The 26772-nt window shown below is 65.3% G+C and carries 22 protein-coding genes; 10 read left to right on the forward strand and 12 right to left on the reverse strand.

Annotation, left to right across the window (positions count from 1 at the left end; all coding sequences use genetic code 11):
- Positions 1-90: 90 nt before the first annotated feature.
- Positions 91-2445 carry a PAS domain-containing hybrid sensor histidine kinase/response regulator gene (locus tag AC56LY_RS08475; RefSeq protein WP_499578311.1) on the forward strand — a complete coding sequence of 785 codons (2355 nt, stop codon included), beginning with the start codon at positions 91-93 and terminating at the stop codon, positions 2443-2445.
- Between the two features lie 101 nt (positions 2446-2546).
- On the opposite strand, the gene AC56LY_RS08480 is transcribed toward AC56LY_RS08475, so the two are convergent.
- Complete coding sequence (locus AC56LY_RS08480; protein ID WP_499578313.1) at positions 2547-3725, reverse strand: glycosyltransferase; 1179 nt, start codon at positions 3723-3725, stop codon at positions 2547-2549.
- A gap of 425 nt (positions 3726-4150) precedes the next feature.
- Positions 4151-5368, reverse strand: coding sequence for a hypothetical protein (locus AC56LY_RS08485; protein WP_499578315.1), 1218 nt, complete (start codon positions 5366-5368; stop codon positions 4151-4153).
- A gap of 144 nt (positions 5369-5512) precedes the next feature.
- Here AC56LY_RS08485 and AC56LY_RS08490 point away from each other — a divergent pair, with 144 nt between their 5' ends.
- Positions 5513-6805 carry an NCS2 family permease gene (locus tag AC56LY_RS08490; RefSeq protein WP_499578317.1) on the forward strand — a complete coding sequence of 431 codons (1293 nt, stop codon included), beginning with the start codon at positions 5513-5515 and terminating at the stop codon, positions 6803-6805.
- Positions 6806-6837: 32 nt separating this feature from the next.
- Here AC56LY_RS08490 and AC56LY_RS08495 read toward each other — a convergent pair whose 3' ends face one another.
- Positions 6838-7806 carry an IS1595 family transposase gene (locus AC56LY_RS08495; RefSeq protein ID WP_499578319.1) on the reverse strand — a complete coding sequence of 323 codons (969 nt, stop codon included), beginning with the start codon at positions 7804-7806 and terminating at the stop codon, positions 6838-6840.
- Positions 7807-8005: 199 nt separating this feature from the next.
- Here AC56LY_RS08495 and AC56LY_RS08500 point away from each other — a divergent pair, with 199 nt between their 5' ends.
- A complete protein-coding gene (locus AC56LY_RS08500) occupies positions 8006-8809 on the forward strand; it encodes a DUF481 domain-containing protein (RefSeq protein ID WP_499578320.1) in 804 nt (267 codons plus the stop codon).
- Between the two features lie 64 nt (positions 8810-8873).
- Here the strand turns inward: AC56LY_RS08500 and AC56LY_RS08505 are convergent, their stop codons facing one another.
- From AC56LY_RS08505 to AC56LY_RS08515, 3 genes are read right to left on the reverse strand one after another with little or no spacing between them, the layout of a single operon-like run.
- Complete coding sequence (locus AC56LY_RS08505) at positions 8874-9356, reverse strand: GNAT family N-acetyltransferase (protein WP_499578322.1); 483 nt, start codon at positions 9354-9356, stop codon at positions 8874-8876.
- On the reverse strand, positions 9353-10633 hold the full coding sequence (locus tag AC56LY_RS08510; protein ID WP_499578323.1) for an MFS transporter: 1281 nt from the start codon (positions 10631-10633) through the stop codon (positions 9353-9355). Before AC56LY_RS08510 ends, AC56LY_RS08505 begins: the two co-directional genes overlap by 4 nt.
- On the reverse strand, positions 10630-10950 hold the full coding sequence (locus tag AC56LY_RS08515; RefSeq protein ID WP_499578325.1) for a thioredoxin family protein: 321 nt from the start codon (positions 10948-10950) through the stop codon (positions 10630-10632). Before AC56LY_RS08515 ends, AC56LY_RS08510 begins: the two co-directional genes overlap by 4 nt.
- 193 nt (positions 10951-11143) lie before the next feature.
- On the opposite strand from AC56LY_RS08515, the gene AC56LY_RS08520 reads away from it, so the two are divergent.
- Together AC56LY_RS08520 and AC56LY_RS08525 are read left to right on the forward strand one after the other, a co-directional pair.
- The gene (locus AC56LY_RS08520) at positions 11144-11983 is read left to right on the forward strand and encodes a glucose 1-dehydrogenase (RefSeq protein WP_499578328.1); all 840 of its coding nucleotides are present in this window, start codon (positions 11144-11146) and stop codon (positions 11981-11983) included.
- A gap of 151 nt (positions 11984-12134) precedes the next feature.
- Positions 12135-13925, forward strand: a complete 1791-nt coding sequence (locus AC56LY_RS08525; RefSeq protein ID WP_499578330.1) for an ATP-binding protein — start codon at positions 12135-12137, stop codon at positions 13923-13925.
- Here AC56LY_RS08525 and AC56LY_RS08530 read toward each other — a convergent pair.
- The gene (locus AC56LY_RS08530; protein WP_499578332.1) at positions 13915-14379 is read right to left on the reverse strand and encodes an META domain-containing protein; all 465 of its coding nucleotides are present in this window, start codon (positions 14377-14379) and stop codon (positions 13915-13917) included. The two genes, AC56LY_RS08525 and AC56LY_RS08530, sit on opposite strands and share 11 nt — an antisense overlap.
- A 129-nt stretch (positions 14380-14508) precedes the next feature.
- On the opposite strand from AC56LY_RS08530, the gene AC56LY_RS08535 reads away from it, so the two are divergent.
- Positions 14509-15117 (forward strand): M23 family metallopeptidase, encoded by a 609-nt coding sequence (locus AC56LY_RS08535; RefSeq protein WP_499581996.1) that lies wholly within the window; start codon positions 14509-14511, stop codon positions 15115-15117.
- Here AC56LY_RS08535 and AC56LY_RS08540 read toward each other — a convergent pair.
- Both AC56LY_RS08540 and AC56LY_RS08545 read right to left on the reverse strand, forming a co-directional pair.
- A complete protein-coding gene (locus AC56LY_RS08540; RefSeq protein WP_499578334.1) occupies positions 15047-17548 on the reverse strand; it encodes a penicillin-binding protein 1A in 2502 nt (833 codons plus the stop codon). The genes AC56LY_RS08535 and AC56LY_RS08540 overlap by 71 nt on opposite strands.
- Positions 17549-17633: 85 nt before the next feature.
- A complete protein-coding gene (locus AC56LY_RS08545) occupies positions 17634-20474 on the reverse strand; it encodes a bifunctional diguanylate cyclase/phosphodiesterase (protein WP_499578336.1) in 2841 nt (946 codons plus the stop codon).
- A gap of 116 nt (positions 20475-20590) precedes the next feature.
- Here AC56LY_RS08545 and AC56LY_RS08550 point away from each other — a divergent pair, with 116 nt between their 5' ends.
- The 4 genes from AC56LY_RS08550 to AC56LY_RS08565 all read left to right on the forward strand — a co-directional run bounded on the left by AC56LY_RS08550 (position 20591) and on the right by AC56LY_RS08565 (position 24400).
- Positions 20591-21091 carry a MarR family winged helix-turn-helix transcriptional regulator gene (locus tag AC56LY_RS08550; protein WP_499578338.1) on the forward strand — a complete coding sequence of 167 codons (501 nt, stop codon included), beginning with the start codon at positions 20591-20593 and terminating at the stop codon, positions 21089-21091.
- A 213-nt stretch (positions 21092-21304) separates the two neighbouring features.
- Complete coding sequence (locus AC56LY_RS08555; protein WP_499578340.1) at positions 21305-22066, forward strand: ZIP family metal transporter; 762 nt, start codon at positions 21305-21307, stop codon at positions 22064-22066.
- Between the two features lie 73 nt (positions 22067-22139).
- Positions 22140-23729 (forward strand): ATP-binding response regulator, encoded by a 1590-nt coding sequence (locus AC56LY_RS08560; protein ID WP_499578343.1) that lies wholly within the window; start codon positions 22140-22142, stop codon positions 23727-23729.
- Positions 23730-23878: 149 nt separating this feature from the next.
- Complete coding sequence (locus AC56LY_RS08565) at positions 23879-24400, forward strand: PEP-CTERM sorting domain-containing protein (protein WP_499578345.1); 522 nt, start codon at positions 23879-23881, stop codon at positions 24398-24400.
- Positions 24401-24436: 36 nt separating this feature from the next.
- Here the strand turns inward: AC56LY_RS08565 and AC56LY_RS08570 are convergent, their stop codons facing one another.
- The 3 genes from AC56LY_RS08570 to AC56LY_RS08580 are packed head-to-tail and all read right to left on the reverse strand — an operon-like array spanning position 24437 to position 26728.
- Complete coding sequence (locus tag AC56LY_RS08570) at positions 24437-24850, reverse strand: c-type cytochrome (RefSeq protein WP_499578346.1); 414 nt, start codon at positions 24848-24850, stop codon at positions 24437-24439.
- A 2-nt stretch (positions 24851-24852) separates the two neighbouring features.
- On the reverse strand, positions 24853-25392 hold the full coding sequence (locus AC56LY_RS08575) for a response regulator transcription factor (protein ID WP_343026973.1): 540 nt from the start codon (positions 25390-25392) through the stop codon (positions 24853-24855).
- On the reverse strand, positions 25379-26728 hold the full coding sequence (locus AC56LY_RS08580; RefSeq protein ID WP_499578348.1) for an ATP-binding protein: 1350 nt from the start codon (positions 26726-26728) through the stop codon (positions 25379-25381). Before AC56LY_RS08580 ends, AC56LY_RS08575 begins: the two co-directional genes overlap by 14 nt.
- Positions 26729-26772 lie beyond the last annotated feature (44 nt).

Consider the following 26772-nt stretch of genomic DNA (forward strand, 5'->3'; position numbering starts at 1 on the left):
CCTGGGGCCATGTATCCGCCGAATTGAACGTTGACACATTTCCTGCCACACATTAGATTGTCAGAATAAACACACACGCAAGCCAGGCGCATGTTGACCGATTCGAACGACCGTCCCGACAGTCCTGATCGTCCCATCCTTAGCTGCATCCTGTTCATCTGCAAGAATCCCGATGTCGACCCGGTCGTGACACAGGTTGCATGCGCCCTGGGCCGAACTGTCCTGCATGCCAGGTCCCTCGAACAGGGCCTGGCATGCGTGCGGCGGCAGGACTTCGCCCTGGTTCTGGTCGGCTACTCGGGCGACGCTGACTCCATGCTGGCGGTCATCGACGCCGTCCGCACCAATGCGCGCTCGAGCCTGACACCCATCGTTGCGATCGGCTTGCCGGTGCCACTGCCGATGCGGCACGAGGCGCTGTACGATGCCGGCGTCATTGCGGTACTGACCGAACCCCTGTCGCCGACGATCCTGCACGCCAAGGCACGTTTCTACACGGCCGCCTTCGACACGCAGATCGAGCGTCGCCGGGCTGAGGCGGCGCTGGACGAGACCAGCCGGCGTTTGGCGCGCATCATCGAAGCTGCGGAGCTGGGCATCTGGTCATGGGACATCAGCGCCGATCGCGTCGAGGCCGACGAGCGCGTGGCCGATCTGTTCGGCGTACCACGCCACGAGCGGCGCAGTGCGCCACTGGCACGCTATCTCGCGGCGATTCATCCTGACGACGTGGAATCGACGGCCGCCGGGATCAGCGCTGCGATTGCCACATGCAGCACCTACGGCGCGACTTACCGGCTCCGGCTGCCAGATGGGGGCTGGCGCTGGGTCATGGCGCGCGGCCACGTCGAGACTGACCTTCAGGGCAAGGCGCGCGTGGTGCGCGGCGTGATCATCGACACGACCCGCCAGCTCGAGGCGGAGCAGCAACTGCGCGCCAGCGAAGAGCGCTACCGCACGGTCTTCGACTCGATCGACGAAGGCCTGTGCGTGATCGACGTGCTGTTCGACGACGACGGCAGCCCCTGCGACTACCGCTTCATTGAAACCAATCCCGCGTTCATCAAGCATACCGGCCTCGTCGCTGCGGTCGGCAAGACGATGCGTGACTTCGTGCCACACCACGAGCAACACTGGTTCGACATCTACGGCAAGGTTGCCACCACGGGCGAACCGGTGCGTTTCGAGAACGAGGCGGAGGGCCTGGCGCGCTGGTATGACGTGTACGCCACGCGTCTGGGCGGCCCGTACCCGCACCGCCTCGCCGTGCTGTTTACCGACGTGACCGAACGGCGCAGGTCGGACGCCGCGCTGCGCCAGATGGCAACCGACCTGTCCGAGGCAAACCGGCTCAAGACCGAGTTCCTGGCCACGCTGGCCCACGAACTGCGCAACCCGCTGGCACCGATCCGCAGCGGCCTGCAATTCATCCGCCGCGCACCGGGCGACGCCGCTGCCGTCAACCGCGTGCACGAGATCATGGAGCGCCAGCTCGACCACCTGGTGCTGCTGGTCGACGATCTGCTGGACGTCGCCCGCATCCAGCGTGGCCAGGTCGAACTGCGCTGCGAGCCGGTCGATCTGGCCACGGTGATCGGGGCCGCGGTCGAAACGAGCATGCCGCTGATCCAGGCGGCGCGCCACGGTTTCGAGCTGCAACTGCCGGCCATGCCATTGCCGCTGTTGGCCGATCCGACGCGCCTGACCCAGGTGATCAGCAACCTGCTCAACAATGCCGCACGCTACACACCGAAGGGCGGGCGCATCGTACTGGCTGCCAGGGTTGAGGGCGATGAGGCACTGATCACGGTGACGGATAACGGCATCGGCATCGCGCCCGACGCACTGGAAACGGTATTCAAGATGTTCACGCAGGTCGGCCAGGCACAGCAGCCAGGCTCCGGCGGGCTGGGGATCGGCCTGTCGCTGGTGCGAAGCCTGGTGGAACTGCATGGCGGCAGTGTGCGCGCCGACAGCGCGGGCACCAATGCCGGCAGCGTGTTCACGGTGCGCCTGCCGCTCGCCGTCGATCCCGCCCCTGGCATGCCGCGCGTCGAGACTGCAGCGCCAGCCGAGTTGCTGCCGGCGCGCAGCGTGCTGGTCGTCGACGACAACCGGGATGCGGCCGAGACCCTGGCCGCGCTGCTGTCCATGCTGGGCCACAGCGCACCAGTCGCCAACGATGGCCACCAGGCGCTGCGCATGCTGCCAAGCCTGATGCCGGACGTCATTTTCCTCGATCTGGGCATGCCGGGCATGTCCGGGTACCAGGTAGCCAGCGCCATCCGCGCCGACGCCCGTTATGCGGCCGTGCGTCTGGTGGCGCTGACCGGCTGGGGTGGCGAGACCGACCGCGAACGCACGACGCAGGCCGGGTTCGACGCGCACCTGACCAAACCGACGACCGTGGAAGCCATCGAACTTGTGCTCAGACAGGTGTCCTAGCGACCACGCACGCTGGCGGGCGCGCCGACCTGGACAGCACCACGTAAAAAAGGCCGGTGTCTCGCGACACCGGCCTTTTCATTCCGTGCTTGCTGCAGCGCTTAACCCGCGTTGGCAACCGCGACCAGGTCTGGCGTGCTTGGCACGGCTTCCTGGTTGCTGGCGAAGAAGCGCTCGACCTTGTTGCTGCGCTCGGCGCCTTCGATCAGCGCGTGCATGCTAGTGGCGGTCAGATCCCACGACGTGCCGGCCACGACTTCACGCATGCGCGCTGCCATGGTGGCGCGCGCCTCGGGGGTCAGCGCCAGCTGGCGTTCGCAGGCCGCGATGAAGTCGGCGTGCGATTCGGCGATCTCGACCACGTCACCGTATGGCACCTTGACGTCGGTAATCGGCGTCGAGACCGACGGCAGTTCGGCTGCCATGTACTCCAGCACCTTGGTCGGGCTGATGAACTTGGTCGAATCGTTGATCGCGAACGGCAGCAGGCAGACGTCCCAGCCAGCCAGGAACTGTGGCAGCTCGTTATACGTACGCTGGCCCATGTAGTGCACATTGGCCTGCTTTGGCAGCGTCGCCGGGTCGATCTTGACAACCGGGCCAACCAGAACGATCTGCCATTCCGGATGCGCATCGGCCATGCTCGAGACCAGATCGACGTCGAAGCGCTCGTCGATCACGCCGTAGAAACCGAGGCGTGGATGCGCGATATGGGCCTGGTCCGGATGCGAGATCGCGGTGTCCTGCGCCTGGCGGAAATGACCGGCATCGACGCTGCTCGAGAAACAGTGGGCGTTGGCGTGGCGGTCACGCTTGGACTGGTACAGGCTCGGACCGCCGGTGAACACGACGTCGGCGATATTGAGCAGCGCACTTTCACGCTGCAGCAGCTGCTTCGGCGCGTTCTTGAACATCGCCAGCTCGTCCATGCAGTCGTAGATCACCTTCGACGGCTTCAGACCTTGCAGCAGCGGCAGCGCCATCGGCGTGTAGAACCACACGATTGGCTGTTCGCCGGCAGGCACCAGGTCGGCCAGCAGGGTCTGCATGGTCGGCAACTGGTCGTCGTGGAAGCCCCACTGGTGAATCGGCGTATGCGGACGGCACACGGTGATGTTGTCAGCGACTTCCATTTTTTCCAGGCGCGCTTCACCATCCGTGTGCATCGGCTCTTCGACGAAGAGAATCTTGTAGTGTTGAGCCAGACGTGTCATCAGGTGCTGAGGACGTTGAAACACGAAATCCCAGCGGAGATGACAGAACACGATGAGGGTCGGCATGTGAGTTTTCCTTTTCGCCTTGGTGGCGCTATAGTTGTTGGTGATTGTGCAGCCGGACGGTTCTTCTCTCTGTACTGGGACCACCGCTGCTAGCGCGCGGGAACCTGGCCGGACGACAGGATCGTAACATGCAATTTTCTTAATTTTTTGATTTGTGCAGGGCAATATTTCAAGGAATGTAACGCGACCGTGGGTTGTTTCTGTCAGGCTTCATAGGGAAACACACAGTTTCACACCATTTTCTGTCAGTGCCGTCCTACAACGCGACAGGGAGTTCCACTACGAAGAGAGGTGAATATCCTGACCTGAAACACCGGAAGTCACTCGCAAAAACCGTCGTGCAACGCTGTTTGCATCGCACCACGAAGCAGCAATTCCAGTACCGTGAGGTGGACAGGTGCACCGGCCAGTGCACCCCGGGGAAATTACACGACTGAGCCCGGCTGGTAAGGCGCGGCGCCTTCCGCGTGCCCATCGTCGCTGAATCCGGCAGCGATCGATACGCCTTCCAGGCCAAGCGAGAGCAGCGCATCGCACAGCTCATCGACCTCGAGCACCAGATCGGCGGCCAGGTCAACCGGCTTCTCGACGCTGCCCCATGGCCGGCCACCGTCCAGCGCATACAGGTTCGCGCGCAACAGGATGTGCTCACCCATATCGATGGGGGCGACGGCGGCGTGCACGGCATCCGGCGCCAGGTCCTTGGCCTGCAGCAGGCCCTTGATCTCGGCCAGCACACCCAGCGTCGCGAGCTCGGCCACGCCCTGTTCCTTGGCGCCGTAAAACAAATCCTGGTACAGGAAATTGACTTCGAGCCGCACCGGGTCGGCCGCCAGGCAGCGCGCCACCAGCGGTGCGACGGTGACGGTCCAGTCACGGTAGCGGTCCATGCGCGCCGCAAAATACGCGTCGCTGCCCGCCTCGTCCTTTGGAATCCGGTAAAAGGCATCGTCGCTGCGCTTGAATGAGAAGCCGAGCAAAAAACGCAGTTCGAGCGCGGTTTCGTCCGGCGCGACCGGCTCGCCGGTCCAGCCACGCATGCTTGCTGCGATGGTCGGGGCCGGCTGCAGCTTCTTTTCCATCAGCGACGCGGCGGCTTCGCGCAGCATCTCGTGCAGGGTGCCGTAGGCGATGTGATCGATTTCGCTCAGGTCGAACGCGTGCTGGAGCAGGATCACGCGCGCATCGGGGCTATCCAGGCCGCCATCCTGGAAGCTGGCCACGAGCGCCTCGAAGGCAGCTTCGTCCTGGAACGTCTGCTGCGCCACCAGCCCGCCCTGGCTGCGCACGAACAGCGGCACCATGAAGGCGTCGATATCATGTTCCAGGCTGCCTTCGCGGCCCACGCGCAGCGTTGCCGCTTCTTCGTCGATGCACCCGCGCAGGATGCGGCAGGCCAGCGGATCGGTGTAGCGGGCCAGTTCGATCGCCTCGTACAGGACCTCGTCGCGCTTCTTGCGCACGGCCTTGCGCACGGCGATGGCCAGCTGTTCGCGCCGGGCGTCGTCGGGTTCGCCAGATACCAGGTCTTCGCGCTCGGCGATCTCGAGTGCCAGATCGGCCATTTCCTGGGCCTGGGCATTGGTGTCCGGTTCGCGTGTGTTGTTCGAGGTGCGGGGCACCGGACGCTTGTTTTTTGGCATGTCTGAATTGGAGAATGAAGGTGAACGAAGAATCGAGCTGGCATGGTAACACCGCGGGATGGCCCCCGGACAGCCGCCGGCGACCCGAGGCGCAGCGCGATCTGCAGTGATATGCTTCGCCCTACCGTAATTTGCAGGATCACCATGCTCGACCGCTTCTTCCAACTCAGCACCAACAACACGACCATCCGCACCGAACTCACGGCCGGCTTGACCACGTTCCTGACGATGGTGTACATCATTTTCGTCAATCCATCGATCCTGGGTGACGCCGGCATGCCGAAGGAGTCGGTATTCGTCGCCACCTGCCTCGTCGCTGCCGCCGGCACCGCCCTGATGGGCCTGTACGCCAACTACCCGATCGCCATGGCGCCCGGCATGGGCCTGAATGCCTACTTCGCTTACGCCGTCGTGCTTGGCATGGGCATTCCGTGGCAGGCTGCACTGGGCGCCGTGTTCATCTCCGGGTGCCTGTTCATCCTCGTCACGATGGTCGGCCTGCGCGCGATGATCGTCGACGGCATTCCGCGCTCGATGCGGGTCGGCATCACGGTCGGGCTGGGCATGTTCCTGGCGCTCATCGCCCTCAAGAACGCTGGCATCGTCGTCGCCAGCGAGACCACGCTCGTCAAGGCGGGCGACCTGCACCAGCCGGCCGCACTGATGGCGGTGCTGGGCTTTTTCGTCATCGTCGCGCTGGACCGGCTGCGGGTGCGCGGCGCGATCCTGATCGGCATCGTGCTGGTGACCGTGCTCAGCTTTTTCTTCGGCGGCAATACCTACCAGGGCCTGTTCTCGCTGCCCCCGTCCATCTCGCCGACGCTGTTCGCGCTGGACATCCCGGGCGCGCTGGCGGCTGGCATCCTGAACGTAGTGCTGGTGTTCTTTCTGGTCGAACTGTTCGATGCGACCGGCACCCTGATGGGCGTAGCGCGCCGCGCCGGCCTCTTGGTCGAAGGCAAGATGGAGCGCCTGAACAAGGCACTGCTGGTTGACAGCGGCGCCATCGTCGCCGGCAGCATGCTCGGCACGTCAAGCACGACGGCGTACATCGAGAGCGCGGCCGGCGTGCAGGTGGGCGGCCGTACGGGCCTGACCGCGCTGACCGTGGCAGTGCTGTTCCTCGCCTGCCTCTTCATCGCGCCACTGGCTGCGGTGGTGCCGGCCTACGCCACCGCGCCGGCGCTGCTGTTTGTCGCCTGCCTGATGCTGGCCGATCTGGGCGACGTCGAATGGAGCGATACCACCGAGAGCATTCCGGCGGCCGTCACTGCGCTGGGCATGCCGTTTACCTACTCGATCGCCGAGGGCATTGCTTTCGGCTTCATCAGCTACGCCGTGCTCAAGCTGCTCACCGGCCGCGCCCGTGACGTGAAGCCTGTGGTCTGGGTCATCGCCGGGTTGTTTGCATTCAAGATCGCCTACGTCGGGGCATGATTGTGAAGGCAATGCGTTAGGCGCAGTCAACGTTATCTGTTGATGACGCTGATTGCGATACAGAGCAATTGTTCTGCAGAACGGACTCGCCCGCCATCCAGGGCCCAGCGCCAGCCCAGGTAGTTGGGCAGATAGCGCGATGCCACCCCGCGAAAGCCCCGCAGCCAATCCTTGAAGCGCCCGTGATACGCGTTCACGTTCTGTACGTGGATGGCACGGCTGCCCACGTGCCTGACGCGCACGCCGGCACGCAGGTTGACCGCCTGGTAAGCGATCCTGTGCTTGCGTGCAAATGCCCGGTACGCGGCCTGACTGTTGCTGACCAGGAGCGCCTGCGGGTCAAGCCTGGGCAGTAAATCGCGTTCGAGTTGCGCAGCCGTCAATGCGCCCCGGCCAGTGACGGCATCAATGGTGCGACCATCCCGGTCGCGCGCCACCAGAATGCAATCCAGATGCCGCGAAATACCACTTTTGGGGGCGTAGCCGCCCCGCCGGCGTGGCGGGCGGTCCAGCGAGCGCGAGCCTTTTTGCGATTCGAGAAGGAACGTCTCATCGGCCTCGACGATGCCGTTGAGCGATGCAGGCCGGTCGAGCTTGGCCCAATCGAGAAAGCGGTGGCGCCACCGAAAGGCGGTATTGCGATGCACGCCGACGCGGTCGGCACCCTTGCGCACGGACAGGGAATGGAGCAGTACCTGCGAATACGCGAGCCATTTGGCCTTGAGTCTGAGTCGCGCCAGTGGCGTGCCAGTCAGGTCGTTGAACGTACGGCCGCAGACACAGCAGCGAAAGCGTTGCAGGTCGTTGGCAAACCCGTGCCGGTGGCAGCGCGCATCCCCACACCGGGGACAGCAGCGCCCCGCCCCCCGGGCCTGAGCGATGAGTGCAACGACGTGGTCCAGGCCAGCTGCGGGATGCAGGGCATCGAGCACTTGTTGGCGCTGCGGCACGTTCAGCGACGGCAAGCTGGCGAACCAGCGTTTGAAACGCGGCGCTTTCATGATCGACTCCTGGCGGTGGGGACTGGGGTTGGACCACAGCGCCGCTCATCAGTTCAAAGCTCTCCTCTATTTAACGTTGACTGCGCCATGCGTTACAATATCGGTCAACTCGCGGCAACGTAACTGCCGCGCACGATTCACGAACGATGGGCCGGTTGCCCTGCACAAGTCCGGCGGTGCGGCCCACGCTTCTCTACGGATGCTGATGAAACTATCCCCGATCCTGGCGCTGCTCTTTGTCAGCGTCCACGGCGCGGCCAACGCGGCCCCCGATCTGCCCCAGGTTGGCGACGTCCACGCGCCCTTGAAAGTCATGATGCCGGCGATTCCCGATGGTGGCTGGTTCACCTCGGCCGAGCTCGGTGCAATCAATACCTCCGGCAATACCAGCGGCACATCGGTGACGGGCAAGATCGACGCGCGTCACGAAACGTCGCAGTGGAGCCATGAATTCATTGCCAGCGGTTACTTCAAGGAAGACGAGTACGAGAACGAGGAAGGCGAGCTGCAGCGCACGCGCTCGGCCGAGCGCTGGGCCACGTCGGCCAAGGCCTCCTTCAAGCTGCTGGGCGACGGGCGCCGCGCCTTCATCCTCGGCTCGCACGTCAACGACAAGTTTGGCGCCTATGTGCGCTACTCGTCGCTGTCGGTCGGTTACGGTTCGCGCTGGTACACGGCGCCGGACAAGACGCTCGACGTCGAGATCGGCCCGGGCTACTTCAACGGCAAGCGCGAAACGGATGAAGAAGAAGACGGCCTGACCGTGCGTGGCGCGGCGCAGTTCCGCTGGCAGGTGAGCCCGTCGGCATTCTTCGCGCAGACGCTCGCTGTCGAGAAAGGCACGTCGAACACGCACTCGGTGGCCGAGACTTCGCTGTCAACCAAAATCAACGGCAGCATGCAGATGAAGGCGGGGTTCAGCGTGCGCAATGACAGCAGCGTGCCCGAAGACAAGAAGAACACGGACACCCAGACCTCTCTGACGATGGTCTATTCGTTCTAGGCGCTTGGCGCCAGCGCATTTTCAGCCGGGTTTGAGCCGGGCTTGAGCCGGGTTTAAGCCGGGTTCAGGCCCAATTCCAGCGCAGCTCCAGCGTAGCGCCGTCGTCCCGCACGACGGCAAAGCCACACGCCGCATACAGCGCGCGAGCGGCGGCATTGTCCGCGCGCACCCGCAGCGCCATCGCGCGCCGCCCCTGACATGCCGTCTGCAGCGCCGCCAGCACGGTGCGTGCGATGCCCTGGCGGCGCATGCCCGGCGCCACCGCCAGATCGACCACGCGCAGCGTGTCGTCCGTCCAGTCCAGCACCGCCCGCCCCACCGCGTGCTCGCCATCGGTCAGCAGCCAGGTCTCGGCCGCGGGATAGCGCCGCGCATAGTCGTCAACCTGAAGCTGCTGCTGGTGCCGCGCGATGCCCTCGATCACGCTGCGCGGCACCGGCAACGCGCCCAGGTCGGGCCGCGTTGCCAGGTAGAGCGAGGCCAGAAACGTCGCGTCAAGCGCCTGCGGCGCGCGCCCCGTCAGGGCGCCGAAACGACGTTCGGTCACGCCGCCCCGGTGCGCGGCATCAGGCTTTTGGCCATGATCAGCGCCGCCAGGCTGATGAGCGCCGCGCCGCTCAGGTAGTAGCCGACATATTCCAGCCCGTAGTTCGTGCCCAGCCACAGCGCGATATACGGCGCCGCCGAGGCGCCCAGGATGCTGGCAAAGTTGAAGGTCAGCGACGCGCCGGTATAGCGCACCTCGGCCGGGAACAATTCGGCCAGCAGCGTGCCCAGCGGTCCGTAGGTGAAACCCACCAGGCACATACCCAGAACCATGAAGGCGCCCACCGACCACGCGCCACCCGCCCCGAACAGCGGCCCGTACAGCAAGCCGAAGACGGCAATGGCCCCGCTCACCAGCATCATCGCCGTACGCCGCCCGCGCCGGTCGGCCAGCAGCGCTGACAGCGGAATGGTCAGTGCAAAGAACAACACCGAAAACAACTGCAGCAGCAAGAATTGCTGGCGCGTATAACCAAGTTTTGCCGTACCCCAGCTCAGCGCGAACACCGTCATCAGGTAGAAAATGACAAAGGTCGACAGCGCAATGAACGTGCCCAGCACCAGCGCGCGGCGATGGTCACGCATGACGGTCACGACCGGCACCTTGACCCGCGCCTTGCTGTCCAGGACCTTCTGAAAGTCAGGCGTTTCGGTGATTTTAAGACGAATATACAGACCCACGCCGACCAGCACCGCGCTGGCCAGGAACGGAATGCGCCAGCCCCAGGCGAAGAAGTCTTCATCGGTCATGACTTCGCCCAGCAGCAGAAACACGCCCCCGGACAGGAAGAAGCCGATCGGCGCGCCCAGCTGGGGAAACATGCCGTACCAGGCTCGCTTGCCGGGCGGCGCATTCTCGGTCGCGAGCAGGACGGCCCCGCCCCATTCGCCGCCGAGCCCCAGGCCCTGGCCAAAACGACACAGCGCCAGCAGCAGCGGCGCGGCCACGCCGATCTGCGCGTAGGTCGGCAACAGGCCGATCAGGATCGTGGACAGGCCCATTGTGAGCAGCGCCGCAACCAGCGTCGCCTTGCGGCCCACGCGGTCACCGAAATGCCCGAACACGGCCGAACCCACCGGTCGTGCGAAGAAGGCGATCGCGAACGTGGCGAGGGACTGCAGCATCGCGGCGCCGGGATCGGCGGTCGGGAAGAACAGGCGCGGAAACACCAGCACCGCCGCCGTGGCATAGATATAGAAATCGTAGAATTCGATCGTGGTGCCGATCAAGCTGGCGAACAGGACGGTGCGGGGCTTGTTGGCCGTGACGACGCTCATGCGACCGCCATGGCCAGTGCTTTGCTCACGGCGCCGGCATCGGCCGGGCGCACCACGCGCGCGACCTCCTGGCCATCCTTGAGCACCACCACCGTGGGCCACAGCTTGACGCGGAACGAGCGCCCCAGTGGCCGGCCGGGACCGTCCTCGACCTTGACGTGGCGGGCCTCCGGATACGCAGCCACAGCCTGGGCAATGACGGGCGCCGCCGCGCGGCAATAGCCGCACCAGTCGGTGCCGAAATCGAGGACGACTAGGCCTGGCGCGGCATCGATCTCGGCGCGCTCGGGCTGGTGGGTAGCATAGGGTATGGACATGCGGGTCTCCTGGTATCGGCCATGTGTTGGCCTTGTCAATAGCATAAGCCTACCCGAAAACGCGGCGCCAGCCTATCGGGGTTGCTACTGACGCAGACCGGGCCCTGGGTGTGTCACCGAACCGACCGGCCGCGCAAATGCCGTCAGGCTGGCCCTACATGCAGTCAGCTATCCAATTCGAAAGGCCATATCGATGAACATGCCATCACAGCAGCAAACACCACCGGGCAGCGAAGCCGCCCTGCATCCAAAAGCCGACCACGGCGAAACGACCTACCGCGGCTCCGGCCGCCTGCAGGACAAGGCCACCGTGATCACGGGCGGCGACAGCGGCATCGGCCGCGCCGTGGCGCTGGCATATGCGCGCGAAGGCGCCGACGTGCTGATCTCGTACCTGAGCGAGCACGACGATGCCAGGGAAACGGCGCGTCTGGTCGAAGAAGCGGGCCGGCGCGCGATCCTCGTGCCGGGCGACCTGGCCGATCCGGCGCATTGCCGCGCGATCATCGAGAAGGCAGTGGCCGAATTCGGGCGCATCGACGTGCTGGTGAACAATGCCGCCTTCCAGATGAGTCACGAAGCGATCGAGGACATCCCGGACGCCGAATGGGACTACACCTTCCAGGTGAACATCACTGCCATGTTCCACTTGTGCAAAGCGGCCGTGAAGCACATGCCTCGCGGTTCGTCGATCATCAATACCACGTCGATCAACTCCGACAAGCCGAAGCCAACGCTGCTGGCCTACGCCACGACCAAGGGTGCGATCGCCAACTTCACGGGCGGCCTGTCGCAGCTGTTGGCCGACAAGGGAATCCGTGTCAACTCGGTCGCCCCGGGCCCGATCTGGACCCCTTTGATCCCGTCGACGATGCCGCCGGACGAAGTGGAAAGCTTCGGCGACGAAACGCCGATGAAGCGTCCCGGCCAGCCGAAGGAAGTGGCGCCCGTGTTCGTGATGCTGGCCTCGGATGAGGCAAGCTATATCTCCGGCGCGCGCATTGCCGTCACCGGCGGCACGCCGATCCTCTGATCGTCAGGGACGCGCGCAGGCGGGCATGCCAGGCCTGCACGCATTCCAGTACGCCGTATCCAACCCTTAACTTAAGTACAATACGCGCTTGCCCGACCCGGCATCCAGCACCTACTGGATGCCGCTTTCTTGTCGCGCCCGTCGCCCATCGATGAAAACACGCACATACCTGTTCCTGATGGCAGGCGCGATCTTGCTTCCCGTAGCGATTGCCTCATGGATCGGTCTGTCCATGCTGCTCGATTGGGAGCGCGACTCGCGCCTGCGCAGCGTCCGCGAAATGGCGCGCGCTACCGCGTTCCAGATCGACCGCGAAATCGCTGCCGCCGAAGCGTCGCTGCGCAGCGTCGCCTATTCGGAATGGATGCGCCAGCACGACTATGCGCGCCTGCACGGCTGGACCTCGAGCACGAACGGCGACAACGAACAGTCCTGGACCGTGCTGTACGACAGCAGCGGCCGCGAATTGTTCAGCACGCAGACACCAATGGGCACCAAGCTGATGTCGCAGACCCGTGACTGGGCCAATCAGGTGTCACTGGCGCGCGGTACCCTTGTATCAGGCTATTTCGTCGACGAATATTCAGGCCGTCCTTCTGTCTCGGTCAGCGTACCGGCGCCGCTCGCGGACGGTCAGTACAACATCGTCAGCCAGATCTTCGACGTGCGCTTCTTCGAGCGCATCCTGCGCCACGATGCGATCGGCGACGACTGGAAAGTGGGGATCTTCGACCGTGACGGGGTCGCCATCATGCGCAACCGCGGCTCCGACACGTTGGGCCAGCCCATGGGCGCCGACTTCCTGGCAGCCACCCGCGCGGCGAGCCACGGCGTGTTTCGCCACGTGACGCAGGATGGCCGCGATGTCTACGGGGTATTTACCCGCTCCAAAAGCAGCGACTGGACCATTGTCATCGGCGTGCCGGTGGCGCAGATCGAAGCGGCGGCGCGCACCGCGACCTGGTATGCCGCGCTCGTGCTGGTGCTGCTGCTCGGCCTGGCGGTGGTGGTTGCCCTGTACCTTGGCCGCACGCTCGAGCGTGCACTGAGCCAGGCAGCAGCGGCGGTCTCGCTGCTGGCCACCGGCGCCATCGCCCTGCCCGCCCGCACCCGGGTCGAAGAAGTCGATGCGCTCGTCGAAGGCCTGGCCACGACCAGCGAAGCGCTGGCACGCGAGAGCCAGGTCCGCAAGTCGTTACAGGAAGAACGCGAACTGCTTCTGGTCAGCGAACAGCAGGCGCGCCGTCTGGCCGAAGCCCAGAGCCGCGCCAAGGATGATTTCCTCGCCATGCTGGGCCATGAACTGCGCAACCCGCTGGCAGCGATCTCAGGCGCGATGTCGGTGCTGGACATGCCCAACCTCAAGCCGCACATCGCGGCCAATGCGCGCGACATCAGCCGGCGCCAGATGCGGCACCTGACCTGCATCGTGGATGATCTGCTTGACGTGCAGCGCATCCTGTCGGGCAAGATCGTGCTGCACCGCGCCCGCATCGATATGGCGGCGATCGTGCGCAGCAGCGCCGAAGCCAAGGCGCTGGTCGACGCCGGCGCACATGCCTGGTCCATCGAGGCGATTTCGGACGCCTGGGTCGACGGCGACCACACGCGCCTGGAACAGGTCGTCGACAACCTGCTGCACAACGCCGTCAAGTACACCCCGAAAGGCGGTCGCGTCGACGTGCGCGTCTGGCGTGACGGCGACCATGTGGCGCTCAGCGTCAGCGACAGCGGCGTGGGCATCGCGCCCGAGTTGCACCCCGTGATCTTCGACGTGCTGGTGCAGGGACCGACGAGCATCGACCGTGGCCAGGGCGGCCTCGGCCTGGGCCTGGCACTGGTCAAGCAACTGACCGCGCTGCACGGCGGCACCGTCGCCGTTCACAGCGACGGGCCCGGCAAGGGCAGTTGCTTCGTCGTGCGCGTGCCGGCTACGGCGTGATGCGTTCCCATACATAGGCACCGGCGTCGGCCGGCAGGCTGGTGTAGAGGCGATTGTCCTGCAGGCGCCAGGTGCGCAGCGCCGGCAGATCCTGCGCCAGGCGCGTGCCGACCGCATCCGGCGGACACATGGCGCGGGTCGTCGCGACCGGTCCCAGGCTCAGCGTGCCGCCCGTTGCATTGGTGGCCACTGCCTGCCAAGGACCGTTGCCGCGATTGCAGTCGAGCTTGACCGTCAGGCGACCGTCCTTGCCGAACGACAGCGTGAAGCCGTCCGGGGTACCGGGGCGCAGCGCCTTGCTGCCATCGTCGTTCGACGCGAATGATGCCAGGCGCCAGCTGGTGCCTTCCAGCGATGGGGCTGAGGATTCAGTAGCAGCAGGTGAGCTGGCGGGCGTGCTCGAGCACGCGGCCAGTGCGAGGCTGACGGACAGGATACAAAGGGTTGAACGCATGGTCGATTCTCTCCAGAAAGTGTAGCCGCTCAGAATATCGCATCTGCACCGGATCACCCGCCCTGCAGGCTGGGAATCCGGCAAAGCGTCCCCACCTGATTGATATCACCTTGTCAATACGAGAACATGATGCGAATCTTCCTGCGCGCCCTCGTGGTGGCCGTCATCTTGCTGCTGGGCTATAGCCTGCTGCAACCCACCATCGAACGGGCGCTGTACACGATGCGGCTGGCCTCGATGCCCAAGCCCACGGCGCTGCCGGTACCGGTCGACGGCGTGCGCGTGCGCGCGCTGCGCGACACCTGGGGCGGCGCGCGCAGCGAGGGCCGCAAGCACGAAGGCATCGATATCTTCGCCAAACGCGGCACGCCGGTCCTGTCGAGCACGGAAGGCATCGTGACGCAGGTCGGCACCAACCGTCTTGGCGGCCTGGTGGTCTGGGTCACGGGTCCGGGCGGCCAGCGCCATTATTATGCGCACCTGGACCGCTATGCCGATGTCGAGGCCGGCATGCGCATCGAGGCCGGCCGCGTGCTCGGCTATGTTGGCAACACGGGCAATGCGAAAGGCACGCCGCCGCATCTGCACTACGGCATCTACGAGACGGGCGGCGCCATCAACCCGTATCCGCTGCTGCGCGCCGAGCCGGCCCTGGAGACGCCGGCGACTACAGCGCTGGAGAAGAAACAGGCACCAGATCGCCCGGCGGCGTCGGCGTCGGCGGCAACTGGCCGCTAGACGGCGGCGGCCCCTCGACCGGCGGCTCGGTCACCTCGACCGCCTCTTCCTGCTGGATCGGGACCGGCTGCTGGAGCGCATCCAGCTGATCGGCGCGCGATCCCGGTGCCAGCTCGATCGGGGCTTCCTCGAAGATCTCTTCTTCGGGTGCTTCTTCATAGCGACGCGGCTCCGGGCGCTTGCCACCCGGCAGCAGGGCCGCCGCATCCAGGCGTTTCGATTCGAGCGCGCCTTTAAAGAAATCACCCACCAGCAGCGCTGCATTGTGCCCGCCCTGCCCCCAGTACGTGCTGCGGATGGCCACGCGATTGTCATTGAAGCCTACCCAGGCGCCGGCCACCAGGTTCGGATGCATCATGATGAACCAGCCGTCCGCGTTGTTTTGCGTGGTGCCGGTCTTGCCGGCCACGTCGCCGTAGATACCGAAGCGGCTGCGCACCCCGGCGCCCGTGCCGCGCGTGACGACGCCGCGCAGCATGTCGATCAGGGTCAGGGCCGATTGCTGCGACATCGCGCGTTCGGGCGCGCTGCCGCCGAAGTCGGCAATGACGTTGCCGTCGCGGTCCTCGATGCGGCGTACAAAGATCGGCTTGCGGTATTCACCCTGCGCCGCGATGGTCGCGTAGCTGCTGACCATTTCCAGCAGCGTCACCGGACTGGTGCCCAGCGCCAGCGCCGGCACGGCTTCGAGCTTGCTCTGGCGGATGCCCAGTCGCTGCGCCAGATCGATGATCGGCTGCAAGCCCACGTCCTGGCTCACCTGCGCGGTGATCGTGTTCTTGGAATAGATCAGGCCATCGCGCATCGACATCGAGCGGCCCGTGTTGCCACTCATGTCGGTCGGCTTCCAGACGCTGCCGTTGGCGCCGCGGAATGACTGCACCACGTCGCGGTACAGTTGGTCTTGCGGGATGCCCCGTTCGAGCGCGGCGCCGTAGACGATCGGCTTGAACGTCGAGCCCGGCTGGCGCGCGGCCTGGGCCACGTGATCGAACTGGTCGCGCTCGAAATCGCGGCTGCCGACCCAGGCCCGGACTTCGCCAGTGGCAGGGTCGATCGCGACAAAGCCCGCTTCCAGGCGCGACTTGGCGCTTTTCAGGTCGGCCATGAAGCTGCGGTCGGCCTTGATGCGCTTGAGTGCATTTGCCGGCGCTTCGCCGCCCTCGACGGCGTTGCGGTAGGCGCCGGTCTCGCGCACGAACGCATCGAGCTCGCGCCCGTGCGTGATCCAGTAGTACGAGAACGGGTCGACATTGCGCCGCATCGACGTATACATGCTGCCGGAGGTCGAGCGCGGCACATTGGGATTGGCCCATTCGACGTCGGCGATGGCCTGCAGCATGTCGGCCTGGCGCTTGACGGCGCGCTCGGCGTCTGCCTGCAAGGCAGAGTCCAGCGTCGTGCGCACCACGAGGCCATCGAGCTGCAGGTTGACATCGTTCTCGTCGGCCCAGTCGAGCAGCCACTTGCGCACATAGGCGCTGAAGTGGTTGTCCTTGCCGCTGCGGTCCGGCAGGCGCGCAAAGCGCAGGCGCAGCGGGCGTTTGACCAGCGTGGCGTAGCGCCGGTCGTCGAACGCGCCATGCTTGCGCATCTGGCCCAGCACGACATTGCGGCGCGCCAGCGAACGCACGGGATTGGCCACCGGGTTGTAATAGTGCGTGCCCTTGAGCATACCCACCAGCGTGGCCGACTCAAGCACATCAAGCTTGAGAGCGGGTTTGTTGAAATAGGTACGCGAGGCCATTTCGATGCCATAGGCGTTGTACAGGAACGGCACCGTGTTGAGGTACGCCTCGAGAATCTGGGTCTTGCTGTAGGTATTCTCGATCTTGATCGCGGTGATCAGTTCCTTCATCTTGCGGTTGATGCTGCGCGCCCGCCCGATCTCTTGCGGGAACATATTGCGCGCCAGTTGCTGCGTGATCGTCGAGCCGCCCTGCGGGTTGCCCTTCACGCTCGACCACAGGGCGCCGCCCACGCGCCGGAAGTCGATGCCGTGGTGATCGTAGAAGCGATGGTCTTCGGTCGAGATCAGCGCCTTGACCACATGCGGCGAGATCTGCGACAGCTTGACGCGCTCCTGCAAGCCCTGCTCGAAGGTGCCGAGCGACTTGCCCCCGGCATCAAGAATCACGGTCGGGCGCGACTGGCTGGCCTGTTCCAGGTCGTCGATGCCGGGCGTGAGCGGAATCAGGATCAACAGCCAGGCCAGGATCGCCATCAGACCGGCCGCCATCGACCACAGGGCGATCAGCGCCAGCTTGACCGGCATCGGTCGCCCGTGCAGGCGCTGCTGCGCGCCGGACCGGAGCGCGCCGGCGCCGGTGCGGGCCCCGGTAAACAGCCGCCGGGCGAGTCGTTGCATGCGTTGCTGGAAGGTCGGCGCAGGCGTGCTGTCCGGGTTGTCATCGTTCTGGTGTTGGTCCACGCGCTGTTCCTGCCTGCTCAATCTGTCAATTCGGCAAGTATAGCCGACCGATGGCCTGCGTCCGGCGCGCCGTTGCACCGTTGCGTCACACGGCGCTGGCGCTGGGTTCGATGTGGCCGGCGCGCAGCAGCGCCTCGATCCGTTCCCCCGTCTGCGGACGGCTGTAAACATGGCCCTGCACCTGGTCGCAGCCGGCGCCGCGCAGAAAGTCGAGCTGTGCGATCGTCTCGACGCCCTCGGCAATGACATGCATGCGCAGGCCATGGGCCAGCGAGATGATCGCGTCGACCAGCGCCGCACCATCGGCGCTGGACAGCATGTCCTGCACGAACGAGCGGTCGATCTTGAGCACGTCGACCGGCAGCCGCTTCAGGTATTGCAGGCTGGAGTAACCCGTGCCGAAGTCGTCGATCGACAGGGTCACGCCCATGCGCTTGAAGCATTGCATTGTATGGATGGCCGACTCGATGTCACCCATCATCATGCTTTCGGTCAGTTCGATCTCGAGCGAACTGGGCGGCAGGCCGGTCTCGCGCAGCACGCGCTCGACGCCCGCCACCAGGTCGGGCTCGGCAAACTGGCGCGCCGACAGATTCACGGCGATCCGCAGCGGCCCCAGGCCGTAACGCTGCCAGTGCCGGTTCTGGCGGCACGCCGTCTGCAGCACCCAGGCGCCAATGGGCACGATCAGACCGGTCTCTTCGGCCAGGCCAATGAAGCGCTCCGGTTCGATCGTGCCCAGCTGCGGGTGGCGCCAGCGGATCAGCGCCTCGGTGCCCACGACGCGACAGGTGGCCAGGTCGACCTGCGGCTGGAAATGCAGCGTGAATTGCTGCTCGTGCAGCGCGTGGCGCAGCGCGCTTTCCAGTGCCAGCCGGTCGAATGCCTGGGCATTCATGTGCGGGGCATAGAACTGCACCGCATTCCTCCCGTCCGACTTGGCGCGGTACATCGCGATTTCGGCATGCTTGACCAGCGTATCGGCGTCGGCGCCGTCGGCCGGCCAGGCCGCCACGCCGGCACTGCAGCCGAACACGACCTGCTGCTCGCCGAGCTGGAGTGGTTCAGCCACGACATCGCGCACCTGCCGGATGCGCGTTGCCGCCTGGCGCTCGTCGGCGCAGTCGCACAGTACGAGCACGAAGTCGTCGCCGCCCACACGCGCCGCCGTATCGAGCGGGCGCAGCGTGCGCCGGATACGCGTGGCCAGCAGGCGCAGCGCGTCGTCGCCGGCGCGCCGGCCCAGCGTATCGTTGATCAGCTTGAAGTGATCGACATCGAGCAGCACGACCCATACGGGCGCGCTGTCCCCAGTGGTCATCGAGGCGGCAAGCGCAGCGGCAATCGCGCGCTCGATGCGATCGGTCAGCAGCGCGCGGTTGGCCAGGCCCGTGAGCGTGTCGTAGTGGGCGTGGCGTGCGAGTTCGGCCTCGTAGCGTTTGGCGGTGGTGACATCGTAGACGGTCACGACAAAATGGCTGACCTTGCCGTCGGCGCGACGCACGGGCGCGATATAGACGTCGCTGATCAACTCGGCACCGTCGCGCGCGTGCATCGTTACCAGCGCGTGCTCCTCGCGCTGCTGGCGCAGCGATGCGCACAATGCATGCACCGCCGGCTGATCCCTGTCCGCTCCGACCAGCAGTGCGAGCGGCTGGCCGCCCAGCTCGTGCGGCGGGTAGCCGAAGGTGCGCTCGCACGCCGGATTGGCGTAGCCGATCGGGTAACCCGGCGCGTCTGCATCGACCAGAAGAATGGGATTGGCACTGGACGCCATCGCCCGTTCATACACGCGCAGCGAATCCGTCGCCCGCTCCAGCGCGGCCGTGCGCTGCCTGACCAGGGCTTCGATGCGGCGCGTGCGCGCCACGCGCTGCTGGACGAGCGTGGCGGCAGTGGCACTCAGGATCAGGCCCAGCGCGAGCGCCACCAGCTCGGCCGTATGACGCCCGAATGCGCGCGGCTGTTCGTCGACCACGACCTGCCAGTTGCTGCCGGCGATTTCGAAGGATTCACTGTGGCGCAGTGGTTTGTCGCCGCGCAGGCGGGATGCCCACCCGCCAGGACCGGGAACGCTTCCATGCCGGTATGCCGTCACCATCTGCCCCGCCGTGTCCGGTCCGTGCAGCGACAAGGCAACGGCATCGTCGTCCAGTAGCCGTACCGCATGCAGGCTGCCGCCCACCAGCAGCGCGACATCAATCACGACCTCGACGTGCCCGACCACCGCCGCGCGGCGCGCCAGGACGTCCGGGAGGCGCTCGCTGCCCCGGTAGACGGGCACGGTGATCAGGATGCCGCGGCGCCCGCCGCCGCCCTGCAGCAGCGTGACGAGCGGGCTGGCGACCGGCTCGTCCGCATCGATCGCGTTCTGGCTGACCCGTCGCAGCGGCGGGTACGCCCACGTATCGTTGCCGAACACGATGGCGTTACCGAGGATCGGCGCGACGTAATCGTTGACCAGATACAAGGGACGCTCGCCGGCGCGGATGAGCGAAACACCGTCGCCCGGCGCGCGCTCCCGGATCTGGAAGTCCGGCCAGAACGCCCGGCGTTCGGCCTCGAATGCCGGACGCTCGGCGGCGCTGACGAAACGCTGGAACACGATCGCCTTCAGGTAACCGTGGTTCGCCACCAGCGGCAACGCAAAGGCATCGAATTCGTCGCGCGTGATCCGGTGCGATGCGCGAAACAGCAGGCTGGCGGCGCGCGCCGCATCGACGGCTTCGGCAAAAGCGCGCGTGACCGCTGCCACGCGCACGCCGGCGCGCTGCGCGAATTCGGCGTCGGCGCGCCGGGATTCCAGCATCCGCACGCCGCCGCACAGCGCCCCGGTCAGCGTCAACCCGAGCACGCAGGTAGCCACCGCGGCCCTTGACAGGCCGCGTCCCGGCACGGCCGAGCGGCGAACGTATGCGCTGTGCATACACGCGATGCTAGCGCAGAATGGGCGGTGTGGGCGCATCGCTCGCACTGCGCCGATATGCAAGAATCTGCGATGCGCTGATGCGTTTTGACAACGCTTGCTTTATCATCTCGCGCATGTCGTCCGAACCCCAAGCCACTTCCCCGCCGTTGCCAACCGATGCCCCGCCCCAACGCGTGCTGCGGCAATTCCGTATCGTCTTCAATGCGGTCAAGACCCACTTTCGCCAGCTCGAACATGAATCCGGCCTGGGCGGCGCCCAGGTCTGGGCGCTGTCAGTGATCGACAGCCAGCCCGGCATCGGTGCGACGAGCCTGAGCCGCGCACTCGATATCCACCAGTCCACCGCCAGCAACCTGGTGCGCTCACTGGTGGAGCGCGGCTATGTCAGCGCGGCGCGCGAAGGCGCGGACCGGCGCAGCGTCGCCCTGCGCGTGCTGCCGGCGGGCCAGGAAGTGCTGCGCCGCGCGCCGGCGCCCCTTGCCGGCGTCCTGCCCAACGCGCTGGCCACGCTCGATGAATCGACGCTGCTGCGGCTCGAACAGGATCTGGGCAGATTGATTGCGCAGCTCGACGCCGATGAAGCGGCCGGCAAGATTCCGCTCGGCCAGCAGTAGCAGGCACCATCGGCAGACGCTGAAAAAAAAAGCCCCCCGACGAACGCGGGGGACGAAAAGAAGCGGCGCTGACCGCCTCTTTGCTGATCGGGGCAAGCAGGTCGGGTGACCCGGTTACCACGTCCTTATCTTGCCCGAAAAGTATAATCAAGGCAACCTTATTTGTGCCAATGGACACACGGGGACGCCGTAGCGCAGCAGACAGGATTACGCATGGACATACCAGGTTGGTTGCAGGCAGGTGGTTGGGGATTGTTGGCAGGCGGCGCCCTGCTGCTGGGCGCGGCTGCCGGCGTGCGTTATCAGGTGCCGCAGCGCCTCGTCGCCGCGATCATGGCGTTCGGCAGTGGCGTGCTGATTTCAGCGCTGTCATTCGAATTGATGGACGAGGCGGTCGAGACCGGCGGGCTCGCATCGACGGCAGCCGGCTTTGTGATTGGCGCAGGCATCTATACCGGCGCCAACTGGCTGCTCGCGCGCAAGGGTGCCAAGCACCGCAAGCGTTCGACGCCACCGGAAGGCACCGATCCGAAGGCCAAGGGCAGCGGCACGGCCATCGCGATCGGTGCACTGATCGATGGCATTCCCGAGTCGATCGTGATCGGGCTGTCGCTGGTGGGCGGCGAAGGCGTGAGCATGGCGATGGTGGCGGCGGTGTTCCTGTCGAACTTGCCGGAAGGGCTGTCGAGCGCCGCAGGCATGAAGCGCGCAGGCCAATCGACCGGGTACATCATGGGCATCTGGGCAGCGATTGCCGTCGCATCCGGCCTGGCGGCAACGGCGGGCTTCACACTGCTCCACGAATTTCCACCTGAAATTCTGGCTGCCATCACGGCGGTCGCAGCGGGCGGTGTGCTGGCCATGGTGGTCGACACCATGATTCCCGAGGCATTTGAAGAAACCCACGATTTTGCCGGGCTGATCGTCACAGCAGGGTTTCTCGCCGCGTTTACACTGAGCAAGTTTTCTACCTGAATTTGCCGGCCATAACCCTTTATAATCAGCGTTCAAGGCGACGTCACCTCCCCGGCGTCCCAACCCTCATCTCATGCTGATCATGCACACCCAGTTTTCTGGCGGCACCTGGCGCGACGGCGCGGCGCCGTCCGTACTGCGCTATCTGTTCGCACTGTTCCTGTTCCTCGTGGCGCTGGCCGCCCGCTTCATGCTGGTCGACCTGTTGCCAGCGCGTGGTTTCCCGTTCCTGTCGTTCTTCCCTGCGGTGCTGCTGGCAGCCTATCTGGCCGGTCTCGGGCCAGGCCTGCTGACGGCGTTCCTGAGCACCTGGGCGGCCTGGGCATTCTTCATGGGCCCGCGCCTGGCGCCGGCTGCCATGGCGCACAGCGACCTGATCGCGCTGGTCTTTTTTGCGTCGATCCTGGTGGTCGACTGCCTGGTCATCGAACGCATGAACCTGGCCATGCGCAAGTTGCGCGCCACCGGTACACGGCTGCGCGAAAGCGAAGATGCCCTGGTGGCGCGCCAGGCCGAACTGAGCGAAGCGAACCGGCAAAAAGACGTGTTCATCGCGATGCTGGCGCACGAGCTGCGCAATCCGCTGGCGCCGATCCTGTCGGCGGCCCAGCTGATCGCGATGCGCGCAGGCGCCGATGAACCGCTGGCCCGCGCCGCCGGCATCATTCTGCGCCAGGGCCTGCAACTGACGCGGCTGGTCGACGACCTGCTCGATGCGTCCCGCATCCACTCGGCCAAACTGACACTGCAGGTCGCGCCGGCCGACCTGCGCGATGTGATCGGCAGCGCGCTGGAAACCAGCGGGCCGATGATCGAACAATCGACAGCCAACTTTCAGCTGACGCTGCCGCCGCAGCCGATTCCGGTGCAGGTCGACAGCACGCGCATTGCCCAATGCGTGTCGAACCTGCTGCACAATGCCTTCAAGTTCACGGCCAGCCACGGCAACATCGGGTTGGACGTCAGCACCGGGCTTGACGGCATGGCCCGCATCCGGGTCACCGACAACGGCCGCGGCATTTCGCCCGACATGCTGCCCCGCCTGTTTGACATGTTCACGCAGGAAGGCCGCAGCGGCAACGACGGCAATAGCGGCCTGGGCATCGGCCTGGCGCTCACGCGCGACCTGGTCGAACGTCACGGCGGCACGCTCAGCGCCCATAGCGACGGGCCGGGCCGCGGCGCAGTGTTCGAGATCGCGCTGCCCCTGAACACCGACGTCCAGGCGACAGCGATCGCCGCGCCGTCGCCGACGGCCGTCGACGCGTCGCAGAAGGCGCCATCGGTGCTGGTGGTGGACGACAATGTGGATGCGGCCGAACTGTTGCAGGCGCTGCTCGGATTGCACGGCTTCGCTGTGCAGATCGCCCATACCGGCGCCGCCGCCCTGGCCGCACTGGCACAGCAGCGCTATCAGGTCCTGCTGCTCGACATCGGCTTGCCCGACATGACCGGCTATGAGGTCGCCATCGCTGCCCGCGCGCAGGGTCTGCTCGACGACACGACCTTCATCGTCGCACTGACCGGCTGGAGCGACGCCGAGTCACGCCAGCGCTCGGTCGATGCGCGCATCGACCATCATCTCAACAAGCCGGTACAGATGGAAGCGTTGTTGAGCCTTTTCGATACGCGAACGCTGTCGACTAATCTTACAGTTGTATGACACAAATCAAGGTCGATTAATTTAAGTACTTGTTGGTATTGAGGATTTTGAACAGGCACGGTCCGTGCTTATCGCATATTGCAACAGCAATGCTCGCAATTCGATGTCACATGCATGTTCATCCATCCCTGAATACAACGGAGTGCTCTGTGAAACTGATCAAAAGCTTGAGAAATGTCGCCCTTGCCACCATGCTGTTTTCCGCTGGCGTGGCCAATGCAGCGCTGTACCAGTTTCAGCTGACCGGAGATTACACGGCAAGCTGGCAAATGGACTCCACAGTCGACCCGGATTTCAGCTTTGATGGGTTCCTGTTCTCGGTCTACGATGTCGAAGGAAACTTTCCCGGATCGCTTGCTAACCTCGCAGACCTGACGTTCTACAATGCCGATGCGGGCGGTGGATTCGAGATCATCGATTTCCTCGGCGAGCAGGTGCTGCTCGTGACTGACGGTCGACAGTTATACACCGGTCCTGAAGGAAGTCCGACTTTTCTCCTGGGCGCGTTCGCGCTCAGCGAATTCGAGGGTGTCGGCAGCTACATGCTGACCGTGACTGACCTGGATGCCCTTCCAGGGCCAGGTGAAGTGCCTGAACCGGCAACGGCGGCGCTGCTGCTCGGCGGCTTGGGCGTCCTGCTTGCATCGCGCAAGCAGCGCCAGGCCAAATAATCTGCCTGTCGGCAAGGCTGCGCTGAACCAGCCTTGCTATCGTTTCGGCGCTGGCGCTGGCGGCATGGCCGCCATGCCCTGCGTGCGCAGGTAGGCCACGATCTCGCCCGCCTGCTTCTCGCTCATGAAGCTGAGAAAACGCATCTTGTTCCCTGGTACGACCTTTTCGCTGTCGCGAATGAACGCAACCAGTTTCTGCTCGTCCCAGGCGAATCCCGCGCTCCTGAGCGCCGGCGAGTAGGCATATGCCGGCGCGCTGCCGGCCTTGCGGCCGACGATCCCGTTCAATTGCGGGCCAAAGCCATTGCGCGCGCCCGCACCCACTTCGTGACAGTTGGTACAACGCGCGAACAGGCGACGGCCGGCATCGACCTGAGCCTGGGTAGATGCGGCCAGCGCCTCAGCGCCCGGACCCAGCAACAGCGTAAAACCAATGATGAGCGCGCGCATGATCACTTGACCCGCTGCTTCTCGAGCTTGCGCGCGAGCGTGCGGCGATGCATGCCCAGCCGGCGCGCCGCCTCGGAGATATTGAAATCGGTCTCGGCCAGCACCGCATGGATGCGTTCCCACTCGAGCGTCTTGATCGACGTCGACCGGTTGGTCACCTCGATCTCGGCGCTGCCGGCAATGTGCCCGAACGCCGCTTCGATATCGTCGGCGTCCGACGGTTTGGCCAGGTACTGGACGGCGCCCAGCTTGATCGCTTCGACCGCGGTCGCGATGCTGGCAAAGCCCGTCAGCACGACGATGAGCATGTCCGGGTCGTGCTCGTGCAGCAGTTGCACGCAGGCCAGGCCCGAGGTCTGCCCCTTGAGCTTCAGGTCGACCACGGCGTAGCCGGGATTGTGCTGCGCCAGGATGGCAGCGGCTTCATCGTGGCCGGTGGCGCCCAGCACGCGGTAGCCGCGCCGTTCGAACGAACGGCTCAGGGTGCGGGCGAAGGCTTCGTCGTCTTCGATGATGAGCAGCAGCGGCTCAGGGTTCGGCATCGTTCAGTTCCTCTTCCAGTTCAATGGCCGACATCGGCAGCCGCAGCATCACCACGGCGCCGCCCTCCGGCCGGTTGGTCGCCGTCACCGTGCCGCCGAGTTTACGCACGACGTTCACGGCCAGGAACAACCCCAGGCCACCACCGGGTTTGCCCTTGGTGGACTGGTACGGTTTGCCAAATTGCGCCAGCATGCTGGGCGCAAAGCCGGGACCGCGGTCGAGCACGGACAGCACCAGCGTGCGCTCGTCGATGTGCGCATCGAAACAGACCCAGTCGGGCGACGCTTCCAGCGCATTGTCGAGCAGGTTGTCGACCGTCTGGCGCAGCGCCGAGTCGCTCGCCACCGGCCAGTCGTCGGCAATACGATTATTGTACGTGAAAGCGCGCACCGGGCGGCTGGCCTGCCAGCGTTCGACCAGTCCATCGAGAAAGCCCCGCACCGTCGTGCGTTCGGCCGATTCGCCACGCGCTTCGCCGGCCGAGAGCAGGATGCCGCTGACGATCGACTTGCAGCGCTTGAGCTGGGTCTGCATCTCGGTCAGTTCGCCCAGCAGTTCGGGGTCGTCACGAAACGCCGGCATGCGCTTCCAGTCACCCAGGATCACCGACACGGTCGACAGCGGCGTGCCCAGTTCATGTGCGGCGCCGCTGGCCAGCAGGCCCATGCGCACGATGTGTTCTTCTTCGGTCGCGCTCTGACGCAGCGCTGCCAGCTGGGTCGCCTTGTCGCGCACATTGTTCGAGATGCGCGAGACGAACAGCACCAGCAGCGCGGCATTGAGCGCAAAGCAGACCAGCAGACCCTGGACGTACAGGCTGCCGATGCCGCGCTCGTGATCGAACGGCAGCGCAAGCGGTTCGGCAAACGCCGCCAGGCCCGCCATGCAGGTGATCGTGATGGCGACGATGCTCCAGGTCCACAGTACGTCGAGCAGCACGGCTGAGACGATCACCTGCAGCAGATAGAGAAAGGCAAAGGGATTGGTGGTGCCGCCGGACAGATACAGCAGCACGGTCAGGCTCGAGACATCGACCAGAATGGCCAGGAACATCTCGCCGTTCGAGACCGGCCGCCGTTCGTGCCAGCGCAGGTGGCTGGCGATATTGAAAGCGATCAGGCACGAGAGGACCTGCAGCATGTGCACCAGCGGCAGCGCGATCCCGAACAGCACGATTGCCGCCGCGATGGTCGTGACCTGGCCGATGACGGCGATCCAGCGCAGCTCGATCAGCTGCAGCATGTTCTTGTGGCCGGCGGCAAATTCCACGTTCGCGGCCGCCGCCGACGGCGACGTGCGCGCCGCCCGGGCGAAGAAATCCAGCGGAGATTGCATCGAAACCCGTTCGTTCAATGCCCCATTCGCGGCAATGCGGTCGG

It is taken from the genome of Telluria sp. ZT3P25, assembly GCF_059685895.1.